General features: G+C 40.8%; 25 protein-coding genes. 17 read left to right on the forward strand and 8 right to left on the reverse strand.

Annotation, left to right across the window (positions count from 1 at the left end; genetic code table 11):
• The first annotated feature begins 41 nt into the window (after positions 1–41).
• From obgE to SYJ56_RS15405, 6 genes are all read left to right on the forward strand, one after another.
• The gene (gene obgE, locus SYJ56_RS15380; protein ID WP_323835567.1) at positions 42–1,037 is read left to right on the forward strand and encodes a GTPase ObgE; all 996 of its coding nucleotides are present in this window, start codon (positions 42–44) and stop codon (positions 1,035–1,037) included.
• A 78-nt stretch (positions 1,038–1,115) separates the two neighbouring features.
• Positions 1,116–1,688, forward strand: a complete 573-nt coding sequence (locus SYJ56_RS15385) for a nucleotide exchange factor GrpE (RefSeq protein ID WP_323835568.1) — start codon at positions 1,116–1,118, stop codon at positions 1,686–1,688.
• Positions 1,689–1,692: 4 nt separating this feature from the next.
• On the forward strand, positions 1,693–2,808 hold the full coding sequence (gene dnaJ, locus SYJ56_RS15390) for a molecular chaperone DnaJ (RefSeq protein WP_323835570.1): 1,116 nt from the start codon (positions 1,693–1,695) through the stop codon (positions 2,806–2,808).
• 80 nt (positions 2,809–2,888) lie between these two features.
• Positions 2,889–3,776, forward strand: a complete 888-nt coding sequence (locus SYJ56_RS15395) for a hypothetical protein (RefSeq protein WP_323835572.1) — start codon at positions 2,889–2,891, stop codon at positions 3,774–3,776.
• Between the two features lie 17 nt (positions 3,777–3,793).
• On the forward strand, positions 3,794–4,687 hold the full coding sequence (locus tag SYJ56_RS15400) for an ABC transporter ATP-binding protein (RefSeq protein WP_323835574.1): 894 nt from the start codon (positions 3,794–3,796) through the stop codon (positions 4,685–4,687).
• Positions 4,680–5,990, forward strand: coding sequence for an ABC transporter permease (locus SYJ56_RS15405; RefSeq protein WP_323835576.1), 1,311 nt, complete (start codon positions 4,680–4,682; stop codon positions 5,988–5,990). The genes SYJ56_RS15400 and SYJ56_RS15405 overlap by 8 nt, the downstream gene beginning before the upstream one ends.
• Before the next feature lie 97 nt (positions 5,991–6,087).
• Here the strand turns inward: SYJ56_RS15405 and SYJ56_RS15410 are convergent, their stop codons facing one another.
• Entirely contained in the window at positions 6,088–6,558 is a 471-nt protein-coding gene (locus SYJ56_RS15410; RefSeq protein ID WP_323835578.1) for a Dps family protein, read from the reverse strand.
• A 146-nt stretch (positions 6,559–6,704) separates the two neighbouring features.
• On the opposite strand from SYJ56_RS15410, the gene SYJ56_RS15415 reads away from it, so the two are divergent.
• Positions 6,705–7,940 (forward strand): sensor histidine kinase, encoded by a 1,236-nt coding sequence (locus tag SYJ56_RS15415; RefSeq protein WP_323835580.1) that lies wholly within the window; start codon positions 6,705–6,707, stop codon positions 7,938–7,940.
• 215 nt (positions 7,941–8,155) lie between these two features.
• A complete protein-coding gene (locus tag SYJ56_RS15420; RefSeq protein ID WP_323835582.1) occupies positions 8,156–9,736 on the forward strand; it encodes a peptide chain release factor 3 in 1,581 nt (526 codons plus the stop codon).
• An 11-nt stretch (positions 9,737–9,747) separates the two neighbouring features.
• On the opposite strand, the gene SYJ56_RS15425 is transcribed toward SYJ56_RS15420, so the two are convergent.
• Entirely contained in the window at positions 9,748–10,041 is a 294-nt protein-coding gene (locus tag SYJ56_RS15425) for a hypothetical protein (protein ID WP_323835584.1), read from the reverse strand.
• Positions 10,042–10,123: 82 nt separating this feature from the next.
• Entirely contained in the window at positions 10,124–11,770 is a 1,647-nt protein-coding gene (gene ade, locus SYJ56_RS15430; protein WP_323835586.1) for an adenine deaminase, read from the reverse strand.
• A 130-nt stretch (positions 11,771–11,900) separates the two neighbouring features.
• Between ade and cmk the strand changes: the two genes are divergently transcribed.
• From cmk to SYJ56_RS15475, 9 genes are all read left to right on the forward strand, one after another.
• Positions 11,901–12,605, forward strand: coding sequence for a (d)CMP kinase (gene cmk, locus SYJ56_RS15435; protein ID WP_323835588.1), 705 nt, complete (start codon positions 11,901–11,903; stop codon positions 12,603–12,605).
• The gene (locus SYJ56_RS15440) at positions 12,589–13,485 is read left to right on the forward strand and encodes a 4-hydroxy-3-methylbut-2-enyl diphosphate reductase (protein WP_323835590.1); all 897 of its coding nucleotides are present in this window, start codon (positions 12,589–12,591) and stop codon (positions 13,483–13,485) included. The genes cmk and SYJ56_RS15440 overlap by 17 nt, the downstream gene beginning before the upstream one ends.
• 133 nt (positions 13,486–13,618) lie before the next feature.
• Complete coding sequence (locus SYJ56_RS15445; protein WP_323835592.1) at positions 13,619–14,971, forward strand: Na(+)-translocating NADH-quinone reductase subunit A; 1,353 nt, start codon at positions 13,619–13,621, stop codon at positions 14,969–14,971.
• 5 nt (positions 14,972–14,976) lie between these two features.
• Complete coding sequence (locus tag SYJ56_RS15450; RefSeq protein WP_323835593.1) at positions 14,977–16,194, forward strand: NADH:ubiquinone reductase (Na(+)-transporting) subunit B; 1,218 nt, start codon at positions 14,977–14,979, stop codon at positions 16,192–16,194.
• Positions 16,181–16,945 carry an NADH:ubiquinone reductase (Na(+)-transporting) subunit C gene (gene nqrC / locus SYJ56_RS15455; RefSeq protein ID WP_323835594.1) on the forward strand — a complete coding sequence of 255 codons (765 nt, stop codon included), beginning with the start codon at positions 16,181–16,183 and terminating at the stop codon, positions 16,943–16,945. The genes SYJ56_RS15450 and nqrC overlap by 14 nt, the downstream gene beginning before the upstream one ends.
• A 30-nt stretch (positions 16,946–16,975) precedes the next feature.
• Positions 16,976–17,659: an NADH:ubiquinone reductase (Na(+)-transporting) subunit D gene (locus tag SYJ56_RS15460; RefSeq protein WP_323835596.1), complete on the forward strand. Its 684-nt coding sequence runs from the start codon at positions 16,976–16,978 to the stop codon at positions 17,657–17,659.
• A gap of 14 nt (positions 17,660–17,673) precedes the next feature.
• The gene (nqrE, locus tag SYJ56_RS15465) at positions 17,674–18,285 is read left to right on the forward strand and encodes an NADH:ubiquinone reductase (Na(+)-transporting) subunit E (RefSeq protein WP_323835598.1); all 612 of its coding nucleotides are present in this window, start codon (positions 17,674–17,676) and stop codon (positions 18,283–18,285) included.
• A 134-nt stretch (positions 18,286–18,419) separates the two neighbouring features.
• A complete protein-coding gene (locus tag SYJ56_RS15470; RefSeq protein WP_323835601.1) occupies positions 18,420–19,049 on the forward strand; it encodes a 3-keto-disaccharide hydrolase in 630 nt (209 codons plus the stop codon).
• A 73-nt stretch (positions 19,050–19,122) separates the two neighbouring features.
• Positions 19,123–19,677, forward strand: coding sequence for a DUF502 domain-containing protein (locus SYJ56_RS15475; RefSeq protein WP_323835603.1), 555 nt, complete (start codon positions 19,123–19,125; stop codon positions 19,675–19,677).
• On the opposite strand, the gene SYJ56_RS15480 is transcribed toward SYJ56_RS15475, so the two are convergent.
• The 5 genes from SYJ56_RS15480 to SYJ56_RS15500 all read right to left on the reverse strand — a co-directional run bounded on the left by SYJ56_RS15480 (position 19,674) and on the right by SYJ56_RS15500 (position 23,995).
• Positions 19,674–20,585, reverse strand: coding sequence for a TolB family protein (locus tag SYJ56_RS15480; protein WP_323835605.1), 912 nt, complete (start codon positions 20,583–20,585; stop codon positions 19,674–19,676). The two genes, SYJ56_RS15475 and SYJ56_RS15480, sit on opposite strands and share 4 nt — an antisense overlap.
• Before the next feature lie 49 nt (positions 20,586–20,634).
• A complete protein-coding gene (selD, locus tag SYJ56_RS15485) occupies positions 20,635–21,678 on the reverse strand; it encodes a selenide, water dikinase SelD (protein ID WP_323835607.1) in 1,044 nt (347 codons plus the stop codon).
• On the reverse strand, positions 21,650–22,705 hold the full coding sequence (gene mnmH, locus SYJ56_RS15490; RefSeq protein ID WP_323835609.1) for a tRNA 2-selenouridine(34) synthase MnmH: 1,056 nt from the start codon (positions 22,703–22,705) through the stop codon (positions 21,650–21,652). Before mnmH ends, selD begins: the two co-directional genes overlap by 29 nt.
• Positions 22,706–22,771: 66 nt before the next feature.
• Positions 22,772–23,092 (reverse strand): thioredoxin, encoded by a 321-nt coding sequence (gene trxA, locus SYJ56_RS15495; protein WP_057939681.1) that lies wholly within the window; start codon positions 23,090–23,092, stop codon positions 22,772–22,774.
• A 129-nt stretch (positions 23,093–23,221) separates the two neighbouring features.
• Positions 23,222–23,995, reverse strand: a complete 774-nt coding sequence (locus SYJ56_RS15500; protein ID WP_323835611.1) for a hypothetical protein — start codon at positions 23,993–23,995, stop codon at positions 23,222–23,224.
• Positions 23,996–24,023: the final 28 nt, after the last annotated feature.

Below are 24,023 nucleotides of genomic sequence, written 5' to 3' on the forward strand. Positions count from 1 at the left end.
TGGCTAGGCTTTTAAGCTTAGCCTTTTTTCTTTATCAAAAAATGGCTGATTCAAATTTCATAGATTACGTAAAGTTCTGCTCTAGATCAGGAGCAGGCGGACCTGGATCGACACATTTTCGAAGAGAAAAGCATGTCCCAAAAGGAGGTCCTGATGGTGGTGACGGTGGCAGAGGTGGACACATTATAGTAAGAGGGACTACCCAAGTTTGGACTTTGCTCCATCTGAAATATAAAAAACATGTGATAGCCGAAGCCGGCAAAAGTGGAGAAGGAGGAAGAAGAACTGGAGCAGACGGTAAGGACATTATATTAGAAGTGCCTCTAGGAACTATCGCTAAAGATGCTGAGACTGGAGAGAAACGCTTTGAAATCACTGAAGATGGACAGGAAGTAGTCCTTACAAAGGGAGGAAGAGGAGGTTTAGGAAATGATCATTTCAAGACATCGACCAATCAAGCACCTCATTATTCACAGCCCGGTGAAGACGGAATTGAAGAGTGGATCATCTTAGAGCTGAAGTTATTGGCAGATGTTGGATTGGTAGGCTTCCCAAATGCAGGCAAGTCCACACTACTTTCTTCTATTTCAGCCGCTAGACCAGAGATTGGAGATTACCCCTTTACTACCCTAGTGCCAAATCTAGGTGTAGTTGCTTACCGTGGAGATCAATCCTTTGTGATGGCAGATATCCCTGGTATAATAGAGGGTGCGGCAGAAGGCAAAGGTTTAGGGATTCGTTTCCTTCGCCATATTGAGCGTAATTCGATTTTACTTTTTATGGTGCCAGCAGATGCAGCTGATATTGGTGAGCAATACAGGATTTTATTAGGAGAATTAGAGAAATATAATCCAGAACTGCTCGATAAACGGAGACTCCTTGCAATATCCAAAGCCGATATGCTGGATGAAGAACTTGTGAAGGAAATGACAAAGGAAGTACCCGAGGGGATTCCTCACGTTTTCATTTCTTCTGTCTCGCAGTTCAATCTTGACAGGCTCAAGGATCTAATCTGGCAGGCTATCCACGAAGGTTAAGGTGTCAGTTTGTCAGAGAAAACGCTATGGCAACAATATTGTTAACCTCATTATGCCCAACTATTGTCTATTTCAATTATGAATAATAAAGAACAAGTGGATCAAGAAATGAATCTCAAGGACGAGAACATCAATGAGGATACAGTTGAAAACACTTCATCTGAAGTGGATTTCGAAGGTGTGGAACCTCAAACTGAAACAGAAGAGAATAAACTGGAATACGAAGTAGCTGATCTAAAGGATAAATACCTCCGTCTTTACTCAGATTTTGAGAATTATAGAAAAAGAACTGCTAAGGAGCGTTTGGATCTTATTTCTACAGCTGCAGAAGAAGTCTTGAAGGATTTGATCCCTGTGGTCGATGATTTCGAGCGGGCTTTCAAAGCTAGTGAGAATGAAGTAGAAGGATCAAAAGTGAGAGAGGGTAACCTTCTTATTTTTCAGAAACTAGTAAAAATACTAGGTTCTAAAGGTTTAAAACCGATGGATGACCTTATCGGTAAGCCATTTGACCCAGAAACTCAAGAGGCAATAACGCAGATACCTGCATCAAGTGAAGATCTGAAAGGTAAAGTTGTAGACGTAATCGAAAAAGGTTATGTCTTAGGAGATAAAGTAGTACGCTACGCAAAAGTGGTGATAGGAGCATAATATTATGGCGAAAAGAGATTATTACGAAGTACTTGGAGTTACCAAATCCGCATCTGCAGATGAAATAAAAAAAGCTTACAGGAAACTGGCTATTCAATATCACCCAGATAAGAATCCAGACAATCCTGAAGCTGAAGATAAATTCAAGGAAGCAGCAGAGGCCTATGAGGTTCTAAGTACTCCAGAGAAAAAGCAACGTTACGATCAATTCGGTCATCAAGGTGTAGGCGGTGCAGGAGGTTTTGGCGGTGGCGGAATGAACATGGAGGATATCTTCTCTCAATTCGGCGATATTTTCGGCGGTGGAGGCGGAGGAGGATTCGGATCTTTCTTTGGCGGCGGAGGCGGTGGCCGACGTACCAAAAAAGGAACAAATCTACGCGTGAAGATGAAAATGACACTTGCCGAGATAGCCAATGGCGTAGAAAAGAAAATCAAAGTAAAGCGCCATTTAATAGCAGATGGAGTGACTTTTAAGTCATGTTCTACTTGTCATGGATCAGGACAAGTCAAGAAGGTAGTGAATACCATGCTTGGCCAAATGGTTTCAGCAAGTACGTGTGGGGTTTGTGGTGGAAGTGGTCAGATCGTTGACAAGAAACCTGCCGAGGCTGATGCTAGAGGTCTTATAGTAAAAGAGGAAGTAATTTCTATCAATATCCCAGGTGGTGTTGCTGAAGGCATGCAGCTTAGTATGTCTGGAAAAGGAAATGAGATTCCTGGTGGAATCGCTGGTGATCTACTTATTGTTATCGAGGAAATTGAGGACAAGGTCCTTCAGCGAGATGGAAATAATGTTATATATGATCTGTATGTTTCCTTTATGGACGCTGCTTTAGGAGCATCTGTGGAAGTGCCTACCATTGAAGGTAAGGTTAAGATCAAGATTGATCAGGGAACCCAAAGTGGTAAAATGCTACGCTTGAAAGGAAAAGGGATTAAGGATATAAACGGATACACTAAAGGTGACCAACTTATCATGGTAAATGTGTGGACACCTACTCATTTATCGAGAGAGGAAAAAGAGGTATTAGAAAGTCTTCGGGATTCAGATAATTTCAAGCCTGATCCAGGGAATAGCGAAAAAACATTCTTTGATAAGATGAAAGAGTTCTTTTAATATAAAAAAAGCCAGAAGCAATTCTGGCTTTTTTTATATTTTTAAAAAACCTTTTTAAAGTCGCCTCGTAACCTAACCGTATGCTTAGAAAATTGTGTCTGCTTTTTCTGATGATGATTGGATGGGTAGCTGTGAGTAAGGCGCAACTGGTCAAAGAGTTCAAAGTGACAGAAAAAGACGGTTTTGATATGGTTGCTCTTGAGTTCACAACTTATAAGAGTACTACTCAGCTTAGGAAAACAAAGTCAAGTGATCCTGTCTATATTCATGGACATCTTGACCATACGAATATCCTTCCAGTTTTTTCACAGAAAAAATCAAATAATATTCTTCAGACCTCCCTGATTCATAAGAATGTGGAGTCTGAAAATTTAGGGAAAAGTATCACCTCGAAACTATTTTCTGGGTCATCCGATGACTTTGATCATAGCTGGAATGTTGCCTTGAGTACAAATTTTCTTTACCATCTTGATTTTAATTTGGGAATGGGTAAAGCGAATTTTGATTTGGCAAATCTTACTATAAGTCAGCTTAAGGTGAAAAGTGCCAGTGCTGATGTGACTATCCATTACGGAAGTGAATCTCCCAACCAGGTTCAAATGGATACACTTTTGGTAACCTTGAACATGGGAACAGTGTCGGTAAATAATGCCAATTTCACCAATGCCAAAAGAATGATTTTCGAAGTGAATTATGGTAAAATTGATTTGAATTTTTCTGATGGTATGCCTAATCCCAGTCATGTTATTGCTGCGGTAGGTGCGGGGTCACTTCATTTACGTTTGCCTTCGGACTCTTTTCCCATTAAAATAAAAATGAGAACAACTGCGATGTGTAAAACAACCTTGCCGAAATATTTAAAATCTTTAGAAAAAGGGACTTACGTTACCAAGGGCTATAATGCTAACGACCCAAGATTAATGGAGTTGATCATTGATGTAGGAGTTGGTTCATTAACTGTAGAATAATCCCTACTTTTTGGAATATGCTGAAAATAGAAAAGCTTAATAAATCCTACGGAGCCAATAAAGCACTTACGGATGTGGATTTGAATGTGTCGGAAGGAGTGGTTTTTGGTCTACTAGGACCAAATGGTGCAGGAAAAACTACTTTAATAAGAATTATCAATCAGATTATTGATCGAGATAGTGGCGAAGTCTATATAGGCGGAGATATTTTGGCACCGAAGCATATTGAGTTGATAGGATACTTGCCAGAAGAGCGTGGGCTGTATAAGAAAATGAAAGTCTGGGATCAGATGTTTTATTTTGCCAGACTGAAAGGACTAACTCCACAGGAAGCCAAGATAAAGATTAAATACTGGCTAGAAAAGCTAGAAATGGGGACATGGAAGGATAAGAAGATTGAAGATCTCTCTAAAGGAATGGCTCAAAAAGTCCAGTTTATTTCCACCATAATTCACAATCCCCCGCTTTTGATCCTTGATGAACCATTTTCAGGCTTTGATCCGGTAAATGCTGAGATTATCAAAAATGAGATCTTGGAACTCAAAGCTAAAGGAACAACTGTGATCCTGAGTACTCATCGTATGGAATCTGTAGAATTACTATGCGATCAAGTAGCTATGATCAATCGATCGAAGAAGATTCTTGATGGTACTATTAAACAAGTGAAATCCATTTATAGACCAGAAGTTTATTCAATTGTATTGGATCAACTCACCAGACACCTCCCTACTGAGTGGATAGCCAGAGAAGATGAAGGGAGTTTTAGTTTTACACTCCCACTCAGTGGAAAAAATCCTAATGAACTTCTTAATGAATTAATGCAATACGGACAGGTAAACCGATTTCAGGAACTGATCCCCAGCATGGAAGAAATTTTTATTCACCAGGTAAAGTCAACAGAAAATGGATAAGATCTGGTTAGTGATTCAACGAGAGTACGTGGCTCGCGTCAAAAAGAAATCCTTTCTACTTGTCACCTTATTAACACCATTGATTTTTCCTGCTATCATGGGGGTTTTCGTGTGGATAGCTTTGGAGGAAGAGGATAATCAAGCACTGAGGATCATCGAGGTGGTAGATGATAATAAGCTATTTTTCCTAGAGAGTTCTGAGCAATATGCATTTTCGTTTTCGGATACAAGTCCTGAGGAAGCCAAAAAGCTCGTGCAGGAAGGGGATCGCTACGGTTTTTTACATATTCCAGAGTTTGACATAAAGGATCCTATAGGGATTTCATTTTATGGAGAAGAAAATCCAAGTATGAATTTGATCAGCTACTTGGAGAATAATCTGCGAAAGAAAATCGAAGAACAACGGCTTTTTGAAAGTGGCATTGATCCAAAAATCATCAATGATGTCCGTACAAAAGTAGCGATCAAGGCCATAACACTTGATGAAGAAGGAACAGAAACAGTTAGTGATGCCACGGTGAATTATGCAATTGGTTTCGTAGCGGGGATTTTGATTTACATGTTCATTTTCATCTACGGCAATCAGATTATGCAGGGTGTCATAGAAGAAAAGTCTAGTCGAATCGTTGAAATATTGGTTTCTTCGCTTAAGCCGTTTCAGCTGATGCTTGGCAAAATAATTGGTATCGCGGGAGTTGGACTCACGCAGCTTTTGATTTGGATAGTGTTAATTGGCACGCTGACTACTATAGTCACTGGATTTCTAGGTCTGCAAATGCCTCAGCAGCAGGCCATGGAATTGGCCAATCCGGAATTGGCGCAGGGTATGGCGCAAAATACAGAGATGGGGGAAATCCTTCAGGTAATCGCAGGCATCAATTATATTCAGATAGCACTCAGTTTTGTATTCTATTTTTTAGGTGGGTATTTACTCTATGGAGCCTTGTTTGCTGCGATAGGCTCTGCAGTAGATGCACCCTCAGACGCACAACAATTTATGTTACCGGTGACTATTCCGCTGATTGTAGCCTATATGGGCTTGTTTGTATTTGTTCTGAATGACCCAAATAGTACTACGTCATTTTGGCTATCGGTTGTTCCACTGACTTCTCCGATTGCCATGATGGGAAGGGTGAGTTATGGTGTTCCGATATGGGAACTGGCTCTGTCGATGGGGCTTTTGATCGTAGGTTTTCTGTTCACTACTTGGGTGGCAGGAAAAATCTATAGAATTGGTATTCTTATGCACGGAACCAAGCCAAGCTACAAAACACTCTGGAAATGGATAAAAACCAATAATTGATTTGAGTATAATTTTAATGCTTGTCCACAAACAGGAAGAATAAAAACAAAAAATCCGGGTTGTTAGTCCGGATTTTTTGTTTTAGAACGGGTATTGATTAGCGTAGATATGCAGAAAGCATCCAAACTACTTTTTCCTTTGCGGTAATGTAATCACTCATGAGAGATGATGTTCCCTCATCACCTGAAGCTCCAGCTGCTTCTAGCGTATCTCTTTCCAATTGTAATAAGGTACCTAAATTGCTTTTTACGGTTTCAACCATTTTGGTAGGATTATCGATCTCTTTAGCCTCCTTGATAGTAGCTGTCTCGATATATTCATGGTAGGAGGAAAGTGGCCTTGCTCCCAAAGTAAGGATTCGTTCAGCAATTTCATCTACCGCTAGATTTGCCGCATTATATAGCTCTTCAAATTTGGTATGAAGTTCAAAGAAATTTGATCCTGTAACATTCCAATGAAAATTTCTCAAATTCTGATAGTAAACCTGGTAATTAGCGAGTAGGTCATTAAGCTTTATTACTAAAACCTTACTTTCTTTGATTTCTAATCCGATGTCGTTCGTTTTCATATTTCTGTTGTTATATTTTCTCAGCTTGATTTAAAGTATAAATTTACTTTTAGGGTCGATGCCTTCCTAACTGATAAAATCTATCTTCAAGTCATACTATCTATGTGATTGGGAAGTTAGTAACGGTAGTAATTCAAGTTTGATTAATGAAAAAAAGATTTCAAGACCTTACCTCCTTAGATTTTTACACCAACAAGAAGCAAGTTAAATGGCTCGTGGTAGCGGCATCCTTATTTATCGGGGCGGGTTCTATTTGGTATACCAATAGCTTGGTGGAAGAGCTTCGTGAACGAGAAAGGAGGCAAATTGAATTGCTTTCCAGTGCACTGGAATATGCTGCCACTACGTTGGAAAACCTGACTTTTATCAATCAGGAGATTATTCAACAAAATTACTCCATTCCTATCATTATGGTGGATGATTCCGCCAATCCTATTGAATTCAGAAATATACCTTTCAAGAATAATTCAAGTGCGGAGGATTCCGTAGAAACACTGAAAACGGAACTTGCAGAAATGCGGGCTGAATACGAACCAATCTTACTTCCTGAGGCTGATATTCAGGTGTTTTATAGGAATTCTGAATTGCTAATTAATTTGAAATACTATCCCTATGTACAGCTGGGCATTATCATGATTTTTGGTACTTTGGCTTATGCTCTTTTTAATCAAAGTAAAATCGCCGAGCAAAATCGTGTTTGGGCTGGACTGACCAAAGAAACTGCTCATCAACTTGGAACTCCTATCGCCTCACTTATGGCTTGGATAGATTACTTGCGTAATTCTCCAGTTTGGGAGGAAAATAAGGAAATCATCACTGAAATGGACAAGGACGTGGTGAAATTGAGGATGGTGACGGAACGATTCAGCAGTATTGGGAGTAAGCCTGTAATCCAGCCTGAGAATGTATTTGAAGTGATAGAGGAGACAATCAACTACCTTCGACCGAGGATTTCAACGAAGGTGGATATGAATATTCATGCTGATTCGAAAGACTTGGAAGCCATGATGAATAAGCCACTTTTTGAATGGGTTATAGAAAACATTTGCAAAAATGCCGTTGATGCCATGCGCGGAAAAGGCCAGATCGACATTGAAATTCTTCAGGACAGTGACAAATTTGTGATTGTGGACATCACCGATACAGGCAAAGGAATGGAAAAAAGAATGTACAGAAGAGTTTTTAATCCTGGATTCTCAACTCGACAAAGAGGGTGGGGACTGGGACTTACACTGGCTAAGAGGATTGTGGAAGGCTATCATGGTGGAAGAATTTTCGTCAAGCATTCTGAAGTTGGCAAAGGAACCACTTTTCGGATTTTGATTCATGGAAGTCATGAAGGAGCCTCGCAGTTTATTACCGAAGGAATATTGGAATACTGATGTTGGGATTTACGAAGTTTGATTTACGATTTTCGAGGTCAATTTGAACCTCATGTGACCAAAACATGGGTTGATTTTTTAATGCTGAATAGCCAATGCAGAAGTTTGACGGATGCATCATCTAGTATTTTCAATTCTTAATTTTTCAATTTTAAATTCTAAAATTCCCTTCACTCTTTTTTCCTTACCTTTGCACCCTTAATTTGATGTCTCCCATGAGTTTGAAAGAAGAAATCCAGAAGCGTAGAACCTTTGCCATTATTGCTCACCCTGATGCAGGAAAGACCACTTTGACTGAGAAGTTATTGCTTTTTGGTGGTGCAATTCAGACTGCCGGTGCGGTGAAATCGAATAAAATCGATACTGCCACAAAATCTGACTGGATGGCAATAGAGAAGCAAAGAGGTATCTCCGTGGCGACTTCTGTGATGGGATTCGAATACAAAGACATTAAGATCAATCTGCTTGATACACCTGGTCACCAGGATTTTGCTGAAGATACCTACCGTACATTGACGGCTGTAGATTCGGTAATAATGGTAATTGACTGTGTGAAAGGGGTGGAGATTCAGACGGAGAAACTTATGGAAGTTTGTCGTATGAGAAACACACCGGTGATCTGTTTTATCAATAAGCTCGATAGAGAAGGTCGGGATCCTTACGAATTGATTGAGGAAGTGGAGCAAAAGCTGAACATTCAGTGCCGACCGCTTTCTTGGCCTATTGGTATGGGAAAAAGCTTCAAGGGTGTTTACAATTTGTTTGATCATAAACTCAATCTTTTTACTCCTTCTCAGCGAAAGTTAAGTGACGTGCGCCAGTCATTTGAAGATGTAAATGACCCTGAACTGGAAGAGCTGATTGGGAAAAGTTATGCCGACCAACTTCGGGAAGATGTGGAGTTGATCGAGGGGGTTTATCCTGATTTTGATCCTACAGAGTATTTGGAAGGAAAAGTGGCTCCGGTTTTCTTTGGCTCAGCTGTGAATAACTTCGGTATCAATGAGATGCTGGATACATTCATCAAAATAGCCCCGGCACCAAAAAGCCGTAGAACTGAGGATCGTGAAGTGAAGCCTGACGAAAAGAAGTTCTCGGGTTTTGTATTTAAAATCCATGCGAATATGGATCCAAATCACCGGAACAGAATCGCTTTCTTGAGAATTTGCTCTGGGACTTTTGAGCGGAATAAGCCATACAATCATGTGCGAGGACCAAAGCCTTTGCGCTTTTCCAATGTGACACAGTTTATGGCGCAGGATAAGGAAATGATCGATGAGGCATTTCCTGGTGATATTGTAGGTCTTTATGATACTGGAAATCTAAAAATCGGTGATACGCTTACGGATGGGGAGGACATGCAGTTTGTAGGTATTCCAAGTTTCTCACCAGAGATATTCCGTGAAGTAGTGAATAAGGATGCGATGAAAACCAAGCAGCTTGAAAAAGGCTTGAAGCAACTTATGGAAGAAGGAGTCGCGCAGCTCTTCACCTTTGATATGGGATCTAGAAAAGTAGTCGGGACTGTCGGGCAACTTCAGTTTGAAGTAATCCAGTTCCGATTAAAGAATGAATACAACGCTACGGTGGAGTTTCATCCAATGAATCTTTATAAAGCCTGCTGGATCACGAGCAAGGATAAGAAGCAGTTAGATGAATTTGTCCGCTCAAAAAACCGCCACATCGCTCATGACAAGGATGGCAAACTGGTCTTTATGGCCGAGTCAAAAGCCTGGCTTCAGATGGTTATGGATAACTATCCTGAGATAGAGTTTCATTTTACTTCGGAGTATTAAGCAATACGTTTTCAAAGTAGGATAAGTGCCAGCATCACTAGGTTTATTCCTATTCTGAAAATGAAGGCAATGTTATTCTTTATTGGATTCTCAATTTCTTCCTTGTGCTTCACACTCTGAAAAAGGAAATAAGTTGAACAGATAATCGTCAAGGAGACGATGATGATCGATGGAATAATTAGAAATTCTAGCCTATTTATTCTCCTAATAAGGACACTCACAATAAAGGAAATCATTGTCGCCACACTTCCGATGGAATGGGCTTTTTGGATTTGAGATAGAATATTGACTTCCGTATTTTTCACAATGAATGTCTGAGGTTGTTTTTTGAAGAAAAGAAAGACGAGGGTCTTAGAATAAGTTTCACTTTATGATTTGGTACATCGGTCACCCGGCATCGGTCTTCGCGTTGTTTAAAAACACCTCTTCAAACTCAAATCTCTGCCCATTAAAAAGCCCTTTATCACTAAGCTTCAGGTCTGGGATTACCAGCAAAGCCATAAAACTGAGCGTCATAAATGGAGAATTTAGCGATGCTCCCATTTCCTTAGCTAGCTTATCAATGCTAGTGTAAGCAGCTGCCACTTCGTAGCCATCGGATGCTGACATAATCCCACCGACTGGAAGAGGAAGAATTTCTTCCTGATCTCCAGAAACTGCGGAAACACCTCCTTTGGCTTCAATAATGAGATTCACTGCTTTACATATAGATTCATCGTCTATGCCTACTGCAATAATATTATGTGAGTCATGTCCTACTGAGGAAGCGATGGCTCCGGTTTTAAGCCCAAAGTTCTTAATGAAGCCCACTGCTGGTGGAGCATCTTCGTAGCGGTTGACCACAGTGATTTTCAGGATGTCTTCAGGTGGATTTGATTCTGCCAAGTCATTCTTGACCAGTATCTCTCCACTGATTTCCGGAGTGATCAATTGACCATCCAAAGCTTCGATCACTCTTACCTTCGATCCATTGGCTTTGAGCTGAAAGTCTTCGGGCCTTTTCAGAGAAGTATGGAAATTGTTGATGATTTCGTTTTTGATAGAAGGGATCAATGTCTTGCCATTTTCTGCTACTTTTTCTCCATTGATATAGGTACTGATGACCTGGAAATCTTTTAAATCTTTCACCAAAATAAAATCTGAGGGGTCACCTTCCTTTAATTGCCCCACATTCATGGAGTAATGAGCTATGGGATTGAGACAGGCAGCTTGGAGAACATTGAAAACATCTTTGCCTTTTGCGACAGCCCGGGCAGCAAGCTCATTGATATGAGAAACCGCTAGATTATCCGGGTGCTTGTCGTCTGAGCAAAACATGATCATCTCAGGATATTCATCAATCAGATCGATCAACGCCTCAAAGTTTTTGGCAGCAGACCCTTCACGGATAGCGATTTTCATCCCAAGCTTTAATTTCCCCAATGCTTCTTCAGCTGTGAAGCATTCGTGATCGGTACTTGGACCTGCACTTACGTATTTCTCTGCAAGTTCTCCCTTAAGTCCAGGAGCATGTCCGTCGATGGGTTTACCGTATTTCTTTGAAATACGGATTTTCTCCATCACTACTTCATCCCGATTGACTGTTCCCGGCCAATTCATCATTTCTGCCAAGTAATGAATTTCGGGGCGCGACATCAGGTTTTCTATATCCGCCGCATTGATTTCTCCCCCAGCCGTCTCGAAAGGCGTTGCGGGTACGCAGGAAGGTGCACCGAAATAAAATTTGAAAGGCACCTGCCTTCCATTGGCTATCATGTATTCCACACCCTGCATTCCGCAGACATTGGCAATCTCATGCGGATCTGAGACAGTGGCCACCGTGCCATGCACCACGGCCAATCGGGCAAATTCGGAAGGGACTAGCATGGAGCTTTCCACATGCACGTGCGCATCGATAAATCCCGGCATCAAATAAGGCAAGGAAGAATCAGTTTCGATTTTTTTCAGTTTGGATATTTTGCCGTCTTGGGTAGTAAAAGCGACGGAGTAGATTTCACGGTTTGGGATATCGACGAATTGACCTTGGATATGCATAAAAATGTATGGAGATATTAATTGGAGAGGATCTGTATAAGAGATTCGCTTCTATGGGTTGGGGATTGGTTTAGATTAAAACTACTATATTTGCGCAGTAATAAAAAAACGAATCAAGCGGGTTTTTTGAATGAATAAAATCGTCATTGCCATCGATGGATATTCGGGATGTGGTAAGAGTTCTACGGCCAAAGCAGTTGCAAAGGATCTGGGATATACTTACATCGATTCCGGAGCAATGTATAGGGCGGCGACTCTGCACTTTTTGAATCACTTTCTCTCACCAACCAATCCACAGGACGTGGAAAAAGGACTGAAATCACTTGAGATTTCTTTTCATCTGAATCCAGATACGCATAAGCAAGAGACTTATCTGAATGGACTGAATGTGGAACATGAGATCCGTACCATGCGAATTTCCAATAAAGTGAGTGAAATAGCTACAGTGGCTGCTATTAGGAAAGAGTTGGTAGCGCAGCAGCAACGTCTTGGAAAGAAAAAAGGAGTTGTCATGGATGGTCGTGATATCGGGTCAGTGGTTTTTCCTGATGCGGATCTGAAAGTATTTATGACTGCGGATTTGGATACTCGAGCTGTAAGACGGCAAGAGGAGCTGTTGGAAAAAGGTGAGCTAGTTGATCTTGAAGATATAAAAACCAATCTTTCAGAGCGAGATCGAGTGGATTCTTCGCGTGCAGAAAGTCCTTTGAAGAAAATGCCAGATGCTATGGAGGTAGACACGAGTAATAGTACCTTTGCGGAACAAGTGGGAAAGATTGTCCATGTGGCAAGACAAATCATTAATAAACAAGAGAGCTATGCAGGTAAGCATTGATAAAAACTCTGGTTATTGCTTCGGAGTTGAATTTGCCATAAAGATGGCGGAGGATGAGATGGAGCAAAGTGATCAGCTGTATTGCCTAGGCGATATCGTGCACAATGACATGGAGGTTTCCCGGCTCAGTGCAAAGGGTTTGGTAGTGATAGATCGCGAGCAACTTTCAGAATTGCATGATTGTAAGGTATTGATTCGAGCTCACGGAGAACCTCCAGAGACCTATAGAACAGCAATAGAAAATAACATAGAGTTGATTGATGCCTCCTGCCCCGTAGTGCTGAAGCTTCAGCATCGTGTAAAAAGCGCTTTTGATAAGATGGAGCGTGAAGAAGGACAGATTGTAATCTATGGCAAAAAAGGCCATGCGGAGGTGATAGGATTAACAGGTCAAACGCTGGAAAAAGCTATCGTAGTGATGGAGGATTCTGATTTGGATAAAATTGATTTCTCTAGACCGGTGACTCTTTTCAGCCAAACGACTAAAAGCACTAAGGGGTTTTACGAAATTTCTCAAAAAATAGAGGAGAGAATTCAGGCAGCGAAACAAGAAGTGAATCGGGAGAGTTTCAATGCCAATGATTCAATCTGTCGCCAGGTCTCTAATCGTGAACCTCAATTATTACGGTTTTCTCAGGAGAATGATGTGATTTTATTTGTGTCAGGCAAAAAAAGCTCCAATGGAAAAGCGCTTTATCAAGTTTGCCTCGGGCAAAATGAAAGAAGCTACTTCATAGAAAATGAGACAGAAATAAATCCAGACTGGTTTCATAAAGATGAAAAAGTAGGGATTTGCGGAGCGACTTCCACACCAATGTGGCTGATGGAGCAAGTGAAATCTTATGTGGAATCACTCGAAGAAGGAGTGCTTTCAGTTTAAAATAGAGTTATTTAAAAATTCAGGGAGCCATTCTTCCAAAAGTTCAAACATTAAAGTTCATATACCCTCAAATTAAAAAGGTTATTTATTAGATTTGGGGCGTTTTTCAAAAGCTCATAGTTCAAAAACAGATATGTCTAAAATAGTGAAGCTTAAGAAAGGTTTTGACATCAATATGGTGGGAAAGGCTAAGCAAGAGCTTGCTGATTTCGCCCCGGCTCAAACCTTCGCAATTAAGCCGACAGACTTTATAGGGCTTCAGCGTCCTAAAGTACTTGTCAATGAAGGAGATACCGTAAAGGCAGGTACTCCAATCCTGATCGACAAAGCATTGGATCAAGTAGTTTATGCGGCACCTGTTTCCGGCAAAGTTGTCGAAGTGAAAAGAGGGGATCGTCGCAAATTACTTGAAATCAGTATTTTGGCGGATTCTACCATCACTTACGAGCAGTTTGGTCAAGTTGATATTGCTTCGCTTGATAGAGATGCTTTGGCAGCTAAATTGGCAGCAAGTGGCATTTGGCCGAATATCATCCAAAGACCTTTCGGTATAGTAGCAAATCCTGCGGATACTCCTAAAAGTATTTTTATCTCTGCTTTTGATACTCATCCTCTAGCTCCTGATTATGCTTTCGCATTAAATGGGCAAGAGAGATATCTTCAGGCGGGTATTGAGGCTTTGGCGAAACTGACGAGTGGCAAAGTTCATTTGAACGTAGATGGTTCTAAGGCTGTTCCGGCTGTTTTCTCAAATTTGAAAGGCGCACAAGTGAACAAGTTCTCTGGGCCACACCCTGCCGGTAACGTTGGAGTACAGATTCACCATCTTGATCCGATCAACAAAGGAGAAATTGCCTGGACTGTCTCTCCTTATGGAGTTGCTCAGATCGGTAAGTATATTCTAGAAGGCATTTATGATGCTTCCAAAGTGATTGCGGTGACTGGATCAGAGCTGACTAAAGCTGCTTATGTGAAGACTTACAGCGGAGCTTGCGTTTCTACTTTTGTGAAGGGAAATCTTAATTCAGGTCACGTCAGAGTAGTGTCTGGAAATGTACTTACTGGAGAAAAGATTTCTTTGGAAGGTTTTATAGGTTTTTATCATAACCAGATCACAGTGATTCCTGAAGGGGATTACTATGAATTTATGGGTTGGGCGAAACCTACCACCAGATTGAGTTACCACAGAGCATTAGGCTTGCTTTCTTTCCTTACGCCAAATAAAGAGTTCGTTTTGGATTCTAATGGTAGAGGAGAAGAAAGAGCTTTTGTACAAACTGGTGTTTTTGAATCTGTGACTCCGATGGATATTCTTCCCGTTTATCTTTTGAAAGCTATCATGGCTGAGGATTTTGACGAGATAGAAGAATTGGGGATCTATGAGATCGTGGAAGAGGATTTGGCCCTTTGCGAGTTTGTGGATGTGTCTAAGCATCCTGTGCAGGAGTTGGTGAGAAAAGGAATTGAATTAATCCAATACAGTTAATCCATATGAAGTTTCTAAGAGATTTATTGGACAAGCAGAAACCACTTTTCGAAAAAGGTGGAAAGCTTGAAAGTCTATATTACGCGTTTGAGGCAGGGGAGACATTTATGTTTAGCCCCAAGCATACTACAGGTATCAAAGGAGCACAAGTAAAAGATGCTATTGACCTGAAGCGAATGATGATCACAGTGGTAATCGCTATGATTCCATGTTTGCTATTTGGTATATATAACACAGGTCACCAGCATTTCTTGGCCACAGGTGAAACGGCAGGTCTTTGGGAAGACTTCGGTGACAAAACCTGGATTGGCGTCAAGTTGGTATTGCCTATCATAATCGTAGCATATGCTGCTGGGGGGATTGTAGAAGCTATTTTTGCAGTTATCCGAAAGCACCCAATCAACGAAGGATTCTTGGTGACGGGGATGCTTATTCCATTAGTTGTACCTGCTACTACTCCACTATGGCAAGTTGCTTTGGCTACAGTATTTGCTGTAGTAATCGCCAAGGAGGTTTTTGGAGGTACAGGGATGAACATTCTAAATGTTGCCATGACGGCAAGAGCGTTTTTATATTTTGCTTATCCAGCGCAGATTTCCGGTGATCAGGTATGGACTTATCTGGGAGACAAAGCTGCGGTAGATGGCTTCTCAGGAGCCACTGCCCTTTCCGTTGTATACAATGCGGGAGTAGATGGAACGCAATCCGCTGTAGAGGCATTAGCTAGTCACAACAGCGTGCTCGGCTCGGGTTTATATGAATTTGCTAATCTTTTCATGGGATGGATCCCGGGATCTATTGGAGAAACATCTACTTTGATGGCACTTGTAGGCGCATTGATATTGATTGGTACAGGTGTAGCAAGCTGGAAAATTATAGTTTCTGGATTTGCAGGTGCTTATATCATGGGATTAGTGATGAACCTTTTAGCGGTAAATGAATACATGGCATTGCCACCTCAGTATCACTGGGTGATGGGAGGTCTGGCATTCGGGATTGTCTTTATGGCAACCGATCCTGTGTCTGCTTCTCAAACTGAAACAGGGAAATGGATTTACGGTCTTTTGATCGGGATGTTAACAGTGATCATTCGGGTAACTAATCCAGCTTATCCTGAGGGAATTATGCTTGCAGTTCTGTTTATGAACGTGTTCGCTCCATTGATCGATTATTATGTAGTTAAGGCAAACAAAACAAGGAGGTTACAACGTGCAACAGTCTAATACTTATATTATTACGTTCTCCGTCATCTTGACGGTAGTTTTGGGGTTACTTCTTTCAGGTACTTCGCAGTTGCTAGGTCCTATGCAGAAAGAGGCAATTGCCTTGGACAACAAAAAGCAAATATTAGGAGCTGTGATCTCTAGCGAAGAGATTGCTGCAATGACTCCTGAGGAAGTTAATGAGTACTATAACAGCAGAATTGCTTCTGTGGTAGTAGATATTAATGGCAAGGAAGTAACTGAGCAGGGTGGTGTAGCAGTTACTGCAGAGACGGTTGATATCGCCAAGAATTACAAAAAGCCAGCTGAGGATCGCTTGTACCCAGTTTACATTTATCATGGAGAAGGAAATCTTGATGACGTGGTCAATTACGTATTGCCACTTTATGGAGCTGGTCTTTGGGATGCCATCTGGGGGTACATCGCTTTAGATACAGATATGAATACTGTAGGTGGTATTACTTTGGCACACGCAGGAGAAACTCCTGGCCTGGGAGCGAGAATTACTGAACCGGGTGTTCAGGCAAGATATGAGGGAAAAACAATTTTTGACGAATCTGGTGAGCTAGTCGCTGTGGAGATGCAAAAAGGTGAGGGCAGGGATTACTCAGATAATCCACATGAAGTGGATGGATTGTCAGGAGCTACTATTACTGCCAAAGGAGTGAATAATATGCTTCAGAACTATCTAGGATATTACAAGGCATACATTGAAAATAAAAAGTCATCTACCGCTGTAGCTGTACTTTAATCGAACTATCAACTCAAGAATTCTATAAACATGAGTGCTGAAACTGTAGAAAAAGCGATTGCGAAGAAGCCCGCTGAGGCTTTACTCTCGAAACGCCGAAAAAAATTAGTCTCTGACCCCTTGGTGGATGAAAACCCAATTACCATTCAGGTACTTGGTATTTGTTCGGCATTAGCGGTTACCACCCAGATGAAGCCAACCTTAGTAATGGCTATCTCAGTTATTTTCGTGGTAGTAATGTCTAACCTGGTCATCTCTTTGATGAGAAATACCATCCCTAGCCGTGTCAGAATTATTGTACAGCTTGCCGTTGTTGCCACCTTGGTGACGTTGGTAAGTGAAGTTCTCAAAGCATTTGCTTACGATATGTACAAAGAACTTTCTGTATTTGTTGGATTGATAATTACCAACTGTATCGTAATGGGTAGGCTTGAAGCATTTGCTTTAGGAAATAAACCTTACGATTCAATATTGGATGGTTTTGGATCTGCTTTGGGTTATTCTTGGATTATCCTTACTGTGGCCTTCTTTAGAGAATTGCTTGGTTCCGGTGCTATCTTTGGACTTCCAATTTACGCCTCTATCTCTAGCATATTCGGTCCAGATTTCAATTTGGCTACTAATGGCTTAATGGTATCTCCTGTGGGTGCATTTATCATCCTTGGATTGATCATTTGGGTACAGCGTACCAAAACAGGCTATGTCGAACACTAAAACCAACTGAAGAAATGGATTTATTTAACTTAGGTATTCGGTCGATCTTTATCGACAATATGGTTTTCGCTTACTTCCTTGGAATGTGTTCTTTTCTGGCCGTATCCAAAAAGGTAAGTACAGCAATTGGTCTTGGTGCAGCAGTAATTTTCGTATTGACTGTGACAGTTCCAGTTAACTGGTTATTGAATGAGTTTGTATTGAAAGAAGGAGCCTTGTCTTGGGTCAATGGAAGTTTGGCCACAATTGATCTTTCATTCTTGAGATTCATCATGTTTATTGCCATTATCGCGGCGATGGTTCAGCTTGTGGAGATGGTAGTAGAGAAATTTGCTCCTGCGCTTTATGGTGCATTGGGTATCTTCCTTCCATTGATCGCAGTGAACTGTGCTATTCTTGGTGGGTCACTTTTCATGGCTCAGAGAGATTATACTTTAGCTGAATCTACCGTTTACGGCTTTGGATCAGGCACAGGATTCTTTCTAGCAATTGTAGCCTTGGCTGCTATTCGTGAGAAGTTGAAATATTCACATGTTCCTAATGGATTGAAAGGTTTAGGTATTACCATGCTTTTGACCGGTTTGATGGGCATGGCATTTATGTCCTTTATGGGAATTGATTTGTAACGACATTCAGTTTAAGAATAATCGAAAGCTCTGGGATAGTATCTCAGAGCTTTTGTTTTTAGTGGTAATTGATTTTTATCAATTAGCTTGTAACTTTTGACTTTCAACTTACAATTCAATTAACCCTGACTCTTATGAAAACCTTATTAACATGCTGCTGCTTTCTCGCACTTACATTTTCAGTTTCTGCGCAAAGTGGGGATTGGATCGAGCTTTTCAATGGCAAAAACCTTGATGGCTGGAAGATTTCAGAAAACTCTCAATCTTTTCAAGTCGAAGATGGTGTAATCAAAGTGGCTGGTCCACGTGGGCATGCCTTCTACATGGGAGACGTAGCAAATCATGACTTCCACAATTTCGAAGTGATAGCTGAAGTGAAAACCATGCCTGGTGCAAATTCAGGTATTTTTATTCATACCGAATACCAAGAAGATGGCTGGCCAAATGTAGGCTATGAAATCCAGGTTAATCAAAGCCATTCTGATTGGAGAAAGACAGGTAGTGTATATTCTTTCCAAGACGTAAAAGATGTCTATGTGGAGGACGGCGAATGGTACACTGAGCATATAATCGTAGAAGATGATGTAGTCACTGTGAAAATCAATGGTGAAACGGTCAATGTGTATGACCAATCTAAAGACGAGAATCGCAAAGGTGATCTAGGCACCAAAAAAGTTGATCACGGTACCATCGCTCTGCAGGCTCATGATCCTAAGTCAGTTATATATTACAAAAGCGTGAAAGTTAAAATTCTTCCGGATTAATTCAGATAGAAAGTATTTAGAAGCACAATCCTGATTATTATTGAGTAATAATCAGGATTTTCATTTTACAACCATGGCATTTACTTACAAACGTATCATCTCCTATTTTCTTAGAGGACTGTTGTTCATCACTCCCGTTGCAGTAACACTTTACATCATTTTCCAAACGATCCTTTTTCTGGATAATTTGATTCCGGTTCCATTGCCGGGAATCGGAATTTTGATGGTTTTGGCTTTGATCACTTTTGTAGGCTATCTCGCAAGTCTTTTCTTTGCCAAACCTATTTTTGAATGGTTTGAGCGTGGGTTAATTAAGATTCCATTAGTAAATCTAATCTACACCAGTATCAAAGATCTGATGGGAGCTTTTGTGGGTGATAAAAAGAAATTTTCCTCACCAGTCAAAGTACAGCTTAGCGATACATTTATACGTTTGGGTTTCATTACTCAGGAAGATATGTCTATTGTGGGCGAACCAGATATGGTAGCCGTTTATTTCCCGCATAGCTACAATGTCTCTGGAAATGTCTTCCTAGTCCCCAAAGATAAAGTAACTCCTCTACTAGATGTGAAAAGCTCTGATGTGATGAAATTTATGGTGTCTGGAGGAGTTTCCCCTTTGGTTTAAGGCTTGTGATACCTCACAAAAGCAATCCATTCACCATCCGACGACCAGCTATGCACGTTGATTGTACCTTGCCCACCATAAAAGATATCAGTTAAATCTTTGATTTCTTTGGTCTCCACATTAAGCAGGCGAAGTTTGACATCCTTTCCAAAAGGATGGGATCCTTTTTGATCTTCCAGATAGGAAATAATAACTGCTGATTTATTGTCAGGAGAGGGGTGCGGAAACCAATTGTCGAAGGAATCATCGGTGAGTTGTTCAGTACCAGCACCATCGGGCTTCATTCTGTAGGCTTGCATTCTTCCTGTGCGATTCGAGTTGAAATAGATCCACTTTCCATCATAGGAAAATTCTGGGCCATCATCAAGTCCTTCAGCATCGGTAAGCCTCTTCTCCGCACCTCCTGCTGTAGGAATGGCATAGATATCCCATGCACCATCTCGCTCAGCGGTGTAAACTAATGTTTTTCCATCTGGACTGATTCCATGCCAATAACTTGGATGATCTGGAGTGATTAATTTTGGCTCTCCTCCTGCCATAGGCACTGTATAAATGCGGGAACTAGTACCCTCGTCACTTTTGCTGATGACCAGCAGTTTGCCGTCAAAGCTTAGCCCGTGATCATTGTTTGCTCTTGAGATCTTATCCGGCTGGATTTGTCCCAATTTATTCCCGTCCAAATCTACTTTCTCAAGAAATCCTCCTGAATTAATGAGCAAGAATTCTCCGTCCCTGGACCAATTGGGAGCTTCGAAATGTCTATTTTCTTTTAAAATTGTTTTTTGTTCTCCTGAGTTGACGTTGAGAATAACTAACTCACTGGAAGTTCCCTCGGGTACTTGTTGAGCGATTGCCAAAGTGGAAAGAAATAGAAAGAGAATTGAGAAAAGAACTTTAGTGTTAGGCATAATGGGTTTATGTTGCTTAAGTTCTTAAGATAAGTAACTGCGAGCAAACTTATTGCATCACTTCCACAACCTGCTCTTTTCTTTCTATAAAGCACCCTATTTCCCAAATGATTTGGTTTTGCAGCTTCATAGAGTCTTCAAACCAAGCTTTATTTTCGGGATCTACAGCAAGCATCAGACCTCCGCTAGTTTGGGGGTCGCAAAATTTCACTAACTCCATCCCTACCACGCCTTTGGTTTTGGCGCTGTAAGCATTCCAATTCCGGTAAGTATTGTCAGGGAAAATAAACTGATTGATGTATTCCTGTACTCCTTGGATCATTGGAAGTTTATATAAATCAATCTCTGCAGAAAGTCCTGCTCCTTCGCACATTTCTATCAGATGTCCTAATAGTCCGAAGCCAGTGACATCAGTCATGGCGTGCACTTCCTCATGATTCCCCAGAATTTCTCCGACAGAATTCAATCTGCAAGCAGTATCAAGTAAGCTGAGGTAATCCTTATCAGAGATCTTTTGTCTCTTTAATGCAGTCGCTAATACACCTATACCAAGGGGTTTGGTTAAGTAAATGATATCCCCGGCCTTTGCTCCATTATTGGTTTTGATTTTATGAGGATGAATAACTCCATTGACTGAAAGCCCGAAAATCGGGTCTTTTGCAGCGATGGAATGTCCACCAGCCAATTCGATTTTGGCAGCTTTGCAAATAGTCTTTGCGCCTTCCATGACTTTAGCGGCAAGCGCAGGCGCCAGCTTTTCCACTGGCCAGCTTAGAATGGCATTTGCAAAAATAGGTTTGCCACCCATGGCATATACATCCGAAAGAGCATTTGCAGCAGCGATCCTCCCAAAGTCAAATGGATCATCTACGATAGGAGTGAAAAAATCAACGGTATTGATTACGGCTAAATCCTCAGAAACCTGATAGACTGCCGCGTCATCTTTATGAGAATTCCCTACCAAAAGATTGGCGTCATGCTGAGAGAAAGGCCCACTTTCTGATAAAATCTGGTCCAGAATCGCTGGAGCAATTTTGCATCCACAGCCGGAGCCTTCACTCCATTCAGTCAATCTTGTTGGCGAGTTTTCCATTAAATTGGGATTTAGCTTCGAGTAGTTTTTTGATGGATGTTTCCGGATCCTTGCCAGAAAGATCTAGTTGAATTGTATTGCCTTGGGCATGCTTATCCAAGTCAAACGTATAGGCTTTATCGTAATAGATGAGCATGTTTGTGATCCATTCGGCATGATTTCCGTCTACGATTGCTTCTATCGCCTGTGAGGTGCGTAATCCACCAAGACGCTTTTTCAGACGTAAAACTGCCTGGATTAATTCATCTACAGGCAAAACGGCATATTCTTCAGCTATCAAGTCTATCCGTTCTTGGTCAGTTTTTAGAATATCAACCAGGGGTGCGTCCAGCATTTGATGATAAAATCGATCTGGAAGAATTAATCTGCCGATTTTTCTACTTTCATTTTCTACCCAGATTGATTTGCTTGGATCTTGCTTTCGTAAAGCTTCTGCAAATAGATTTTCAAATTGTTCCACAGTGGGTTGAGCTGGTTGTCCGATTGACCCAAAAGAAGATCCTTTATGATTTGCGAGTCCTTCCAAATCGACAACCTGTTCGCCTGTTTCCTTAAGTTTTTGCAGCAATCTAGTTTTGCCGGTTCCTGTTTTTCCTCCCAAAGTAATAAGGTTCCAGTCCTTTCTGACCAAGTCAAAACTATAAGTTCTATATATCTTATAACCTCCTTTCAGACGAAATACCTCAAATCCAACCATGGATAGAAGCCATGATAGAATCTGACTTCGCATTCCACCACGCCAGCAATAGATAATTATTTTTTTTTCGGGAAATTGCTTGAGCGTCTCTTTGAGAATCAAATGAAAGCGAGGTCCTACAAGTTCAAAACCCTTGATAGTGGCTTCCTGAGATCCCTTTTCCTTATAAAGCGTGCCAACTACAATTCGTTCTGAATTAGTAAGGATAGGGATGTTGACAGCACCCGGTATATGACTTTGGGCAAATTCTCCTTCACTTCTCGCATCGATCAAAGGATATTGATCTCGCAAACCCCAAAAATCATCTAAGGAAATTAATTGCTCTGCCATAAAGTATGAAGATAAAAAAAGCCGCAAGGAATTCCTTGCGGCTATGAATGTAATATAGTCAACTAATTAAAGCTGAGCATCTAGTTTTTGAGATAATATAGATTTTGGAACTGCTCCAACTTGCTTATCAACGATTTCTCCTCCTTTGAAGAAAAGTAGTGTAGGGATAGATCTGATGCCGAAAGCCTGTGCTACGCCTGGATTTGCGTCCACATCCACTTTACCGACTACGGCTTTTCCGTCATATTCGCCAGCCAATTCTTCGACTACGGGGCCGATCATTTTACACGGGCCACACCATTCTGCCCAGAAATCCACTAGGATTGGTTGTTCTGATTTGATGATTTCTTCAAAGTTTGCATCGGTAATTTCTATTGCTTTTGCCATTGTATGTTTGGTTTTTAATTTCTTAGATTTCAAATATATGTGCAAAAGCCATTAGCGTATTAATAAGTTCCGGGGGATTTGATTTTTTTGTCTATAGGGGATTGAGGAAAGTTATCAGGTACTTGCGAATTAATAGTATTCGTATTCTTTTCTCTCTATAGGTGTTGTTCCAAAATATAGGTCATTTGTAATTTCCTCTATGAGTTTTCCTTCGGAATTATAGTAGTATTCAAATGCAGGTCTGTATTCAGCACTTATAATCCTGAGGGACTTAGCCACTAACAAACCTATGTCATTGTAATTATATTTATAATGATAAAAAGGTCCAGTCATCCCAGTCTGAGAATAATATTCTCCCACAATGATTTCTGAATTTTCGGACTCGTATAAATACTCATTCAAATCGAAGTTAGAATCAGTTCCTCTCTTATAAGAGGAAAGCCTACCCAAGTCGTCGAATGTGTAACTGGAATACTGTTTATAGCCTCCTTCAATCCCACTCATTACAATAATTTTTTTACCATCATTTTCATAAAAACGCTGAAAATTATGGGAAAAACTAAAGCCCGATGGAGTTGGAAAGAAAACGCTAGTCTTATCAAGCATTCCATTAGCTAAATAAATGTTTAAATCAATTTTGGTAGTATCTCCATTTTGTATTCGTACTGTGAAAAGCTCTCGCTCTTTCGAGTCATAATAATAGTCCGTCCTAGATTGGAGGGTCTCTGGACCATAATAAAAATATTCGCTCTTGAGTTTTCCTACAGGAGTTACAAGTGGTCCTGCTAATACTTGATGTAGTTTTAATAAGTTTTCATCGAGTGTTTCGGGTATAATTGGATCTTCTGGATTAGTACAAGAAATTAGAAATCCAACTGCGAGTATATTCAATAAAGTTTTCATACATCATAAGTTTATTCCGTGAAACTAG

Source organism: Algoriphagus aurantiacus (assembly GCF_035156405.1).
GTDB lineage: Bacteria > Bacteroidota > Bacteroidia > Cytophagales > Cyclobacteriaceae > Algoriphagus > Algoriphagus aurantiacus.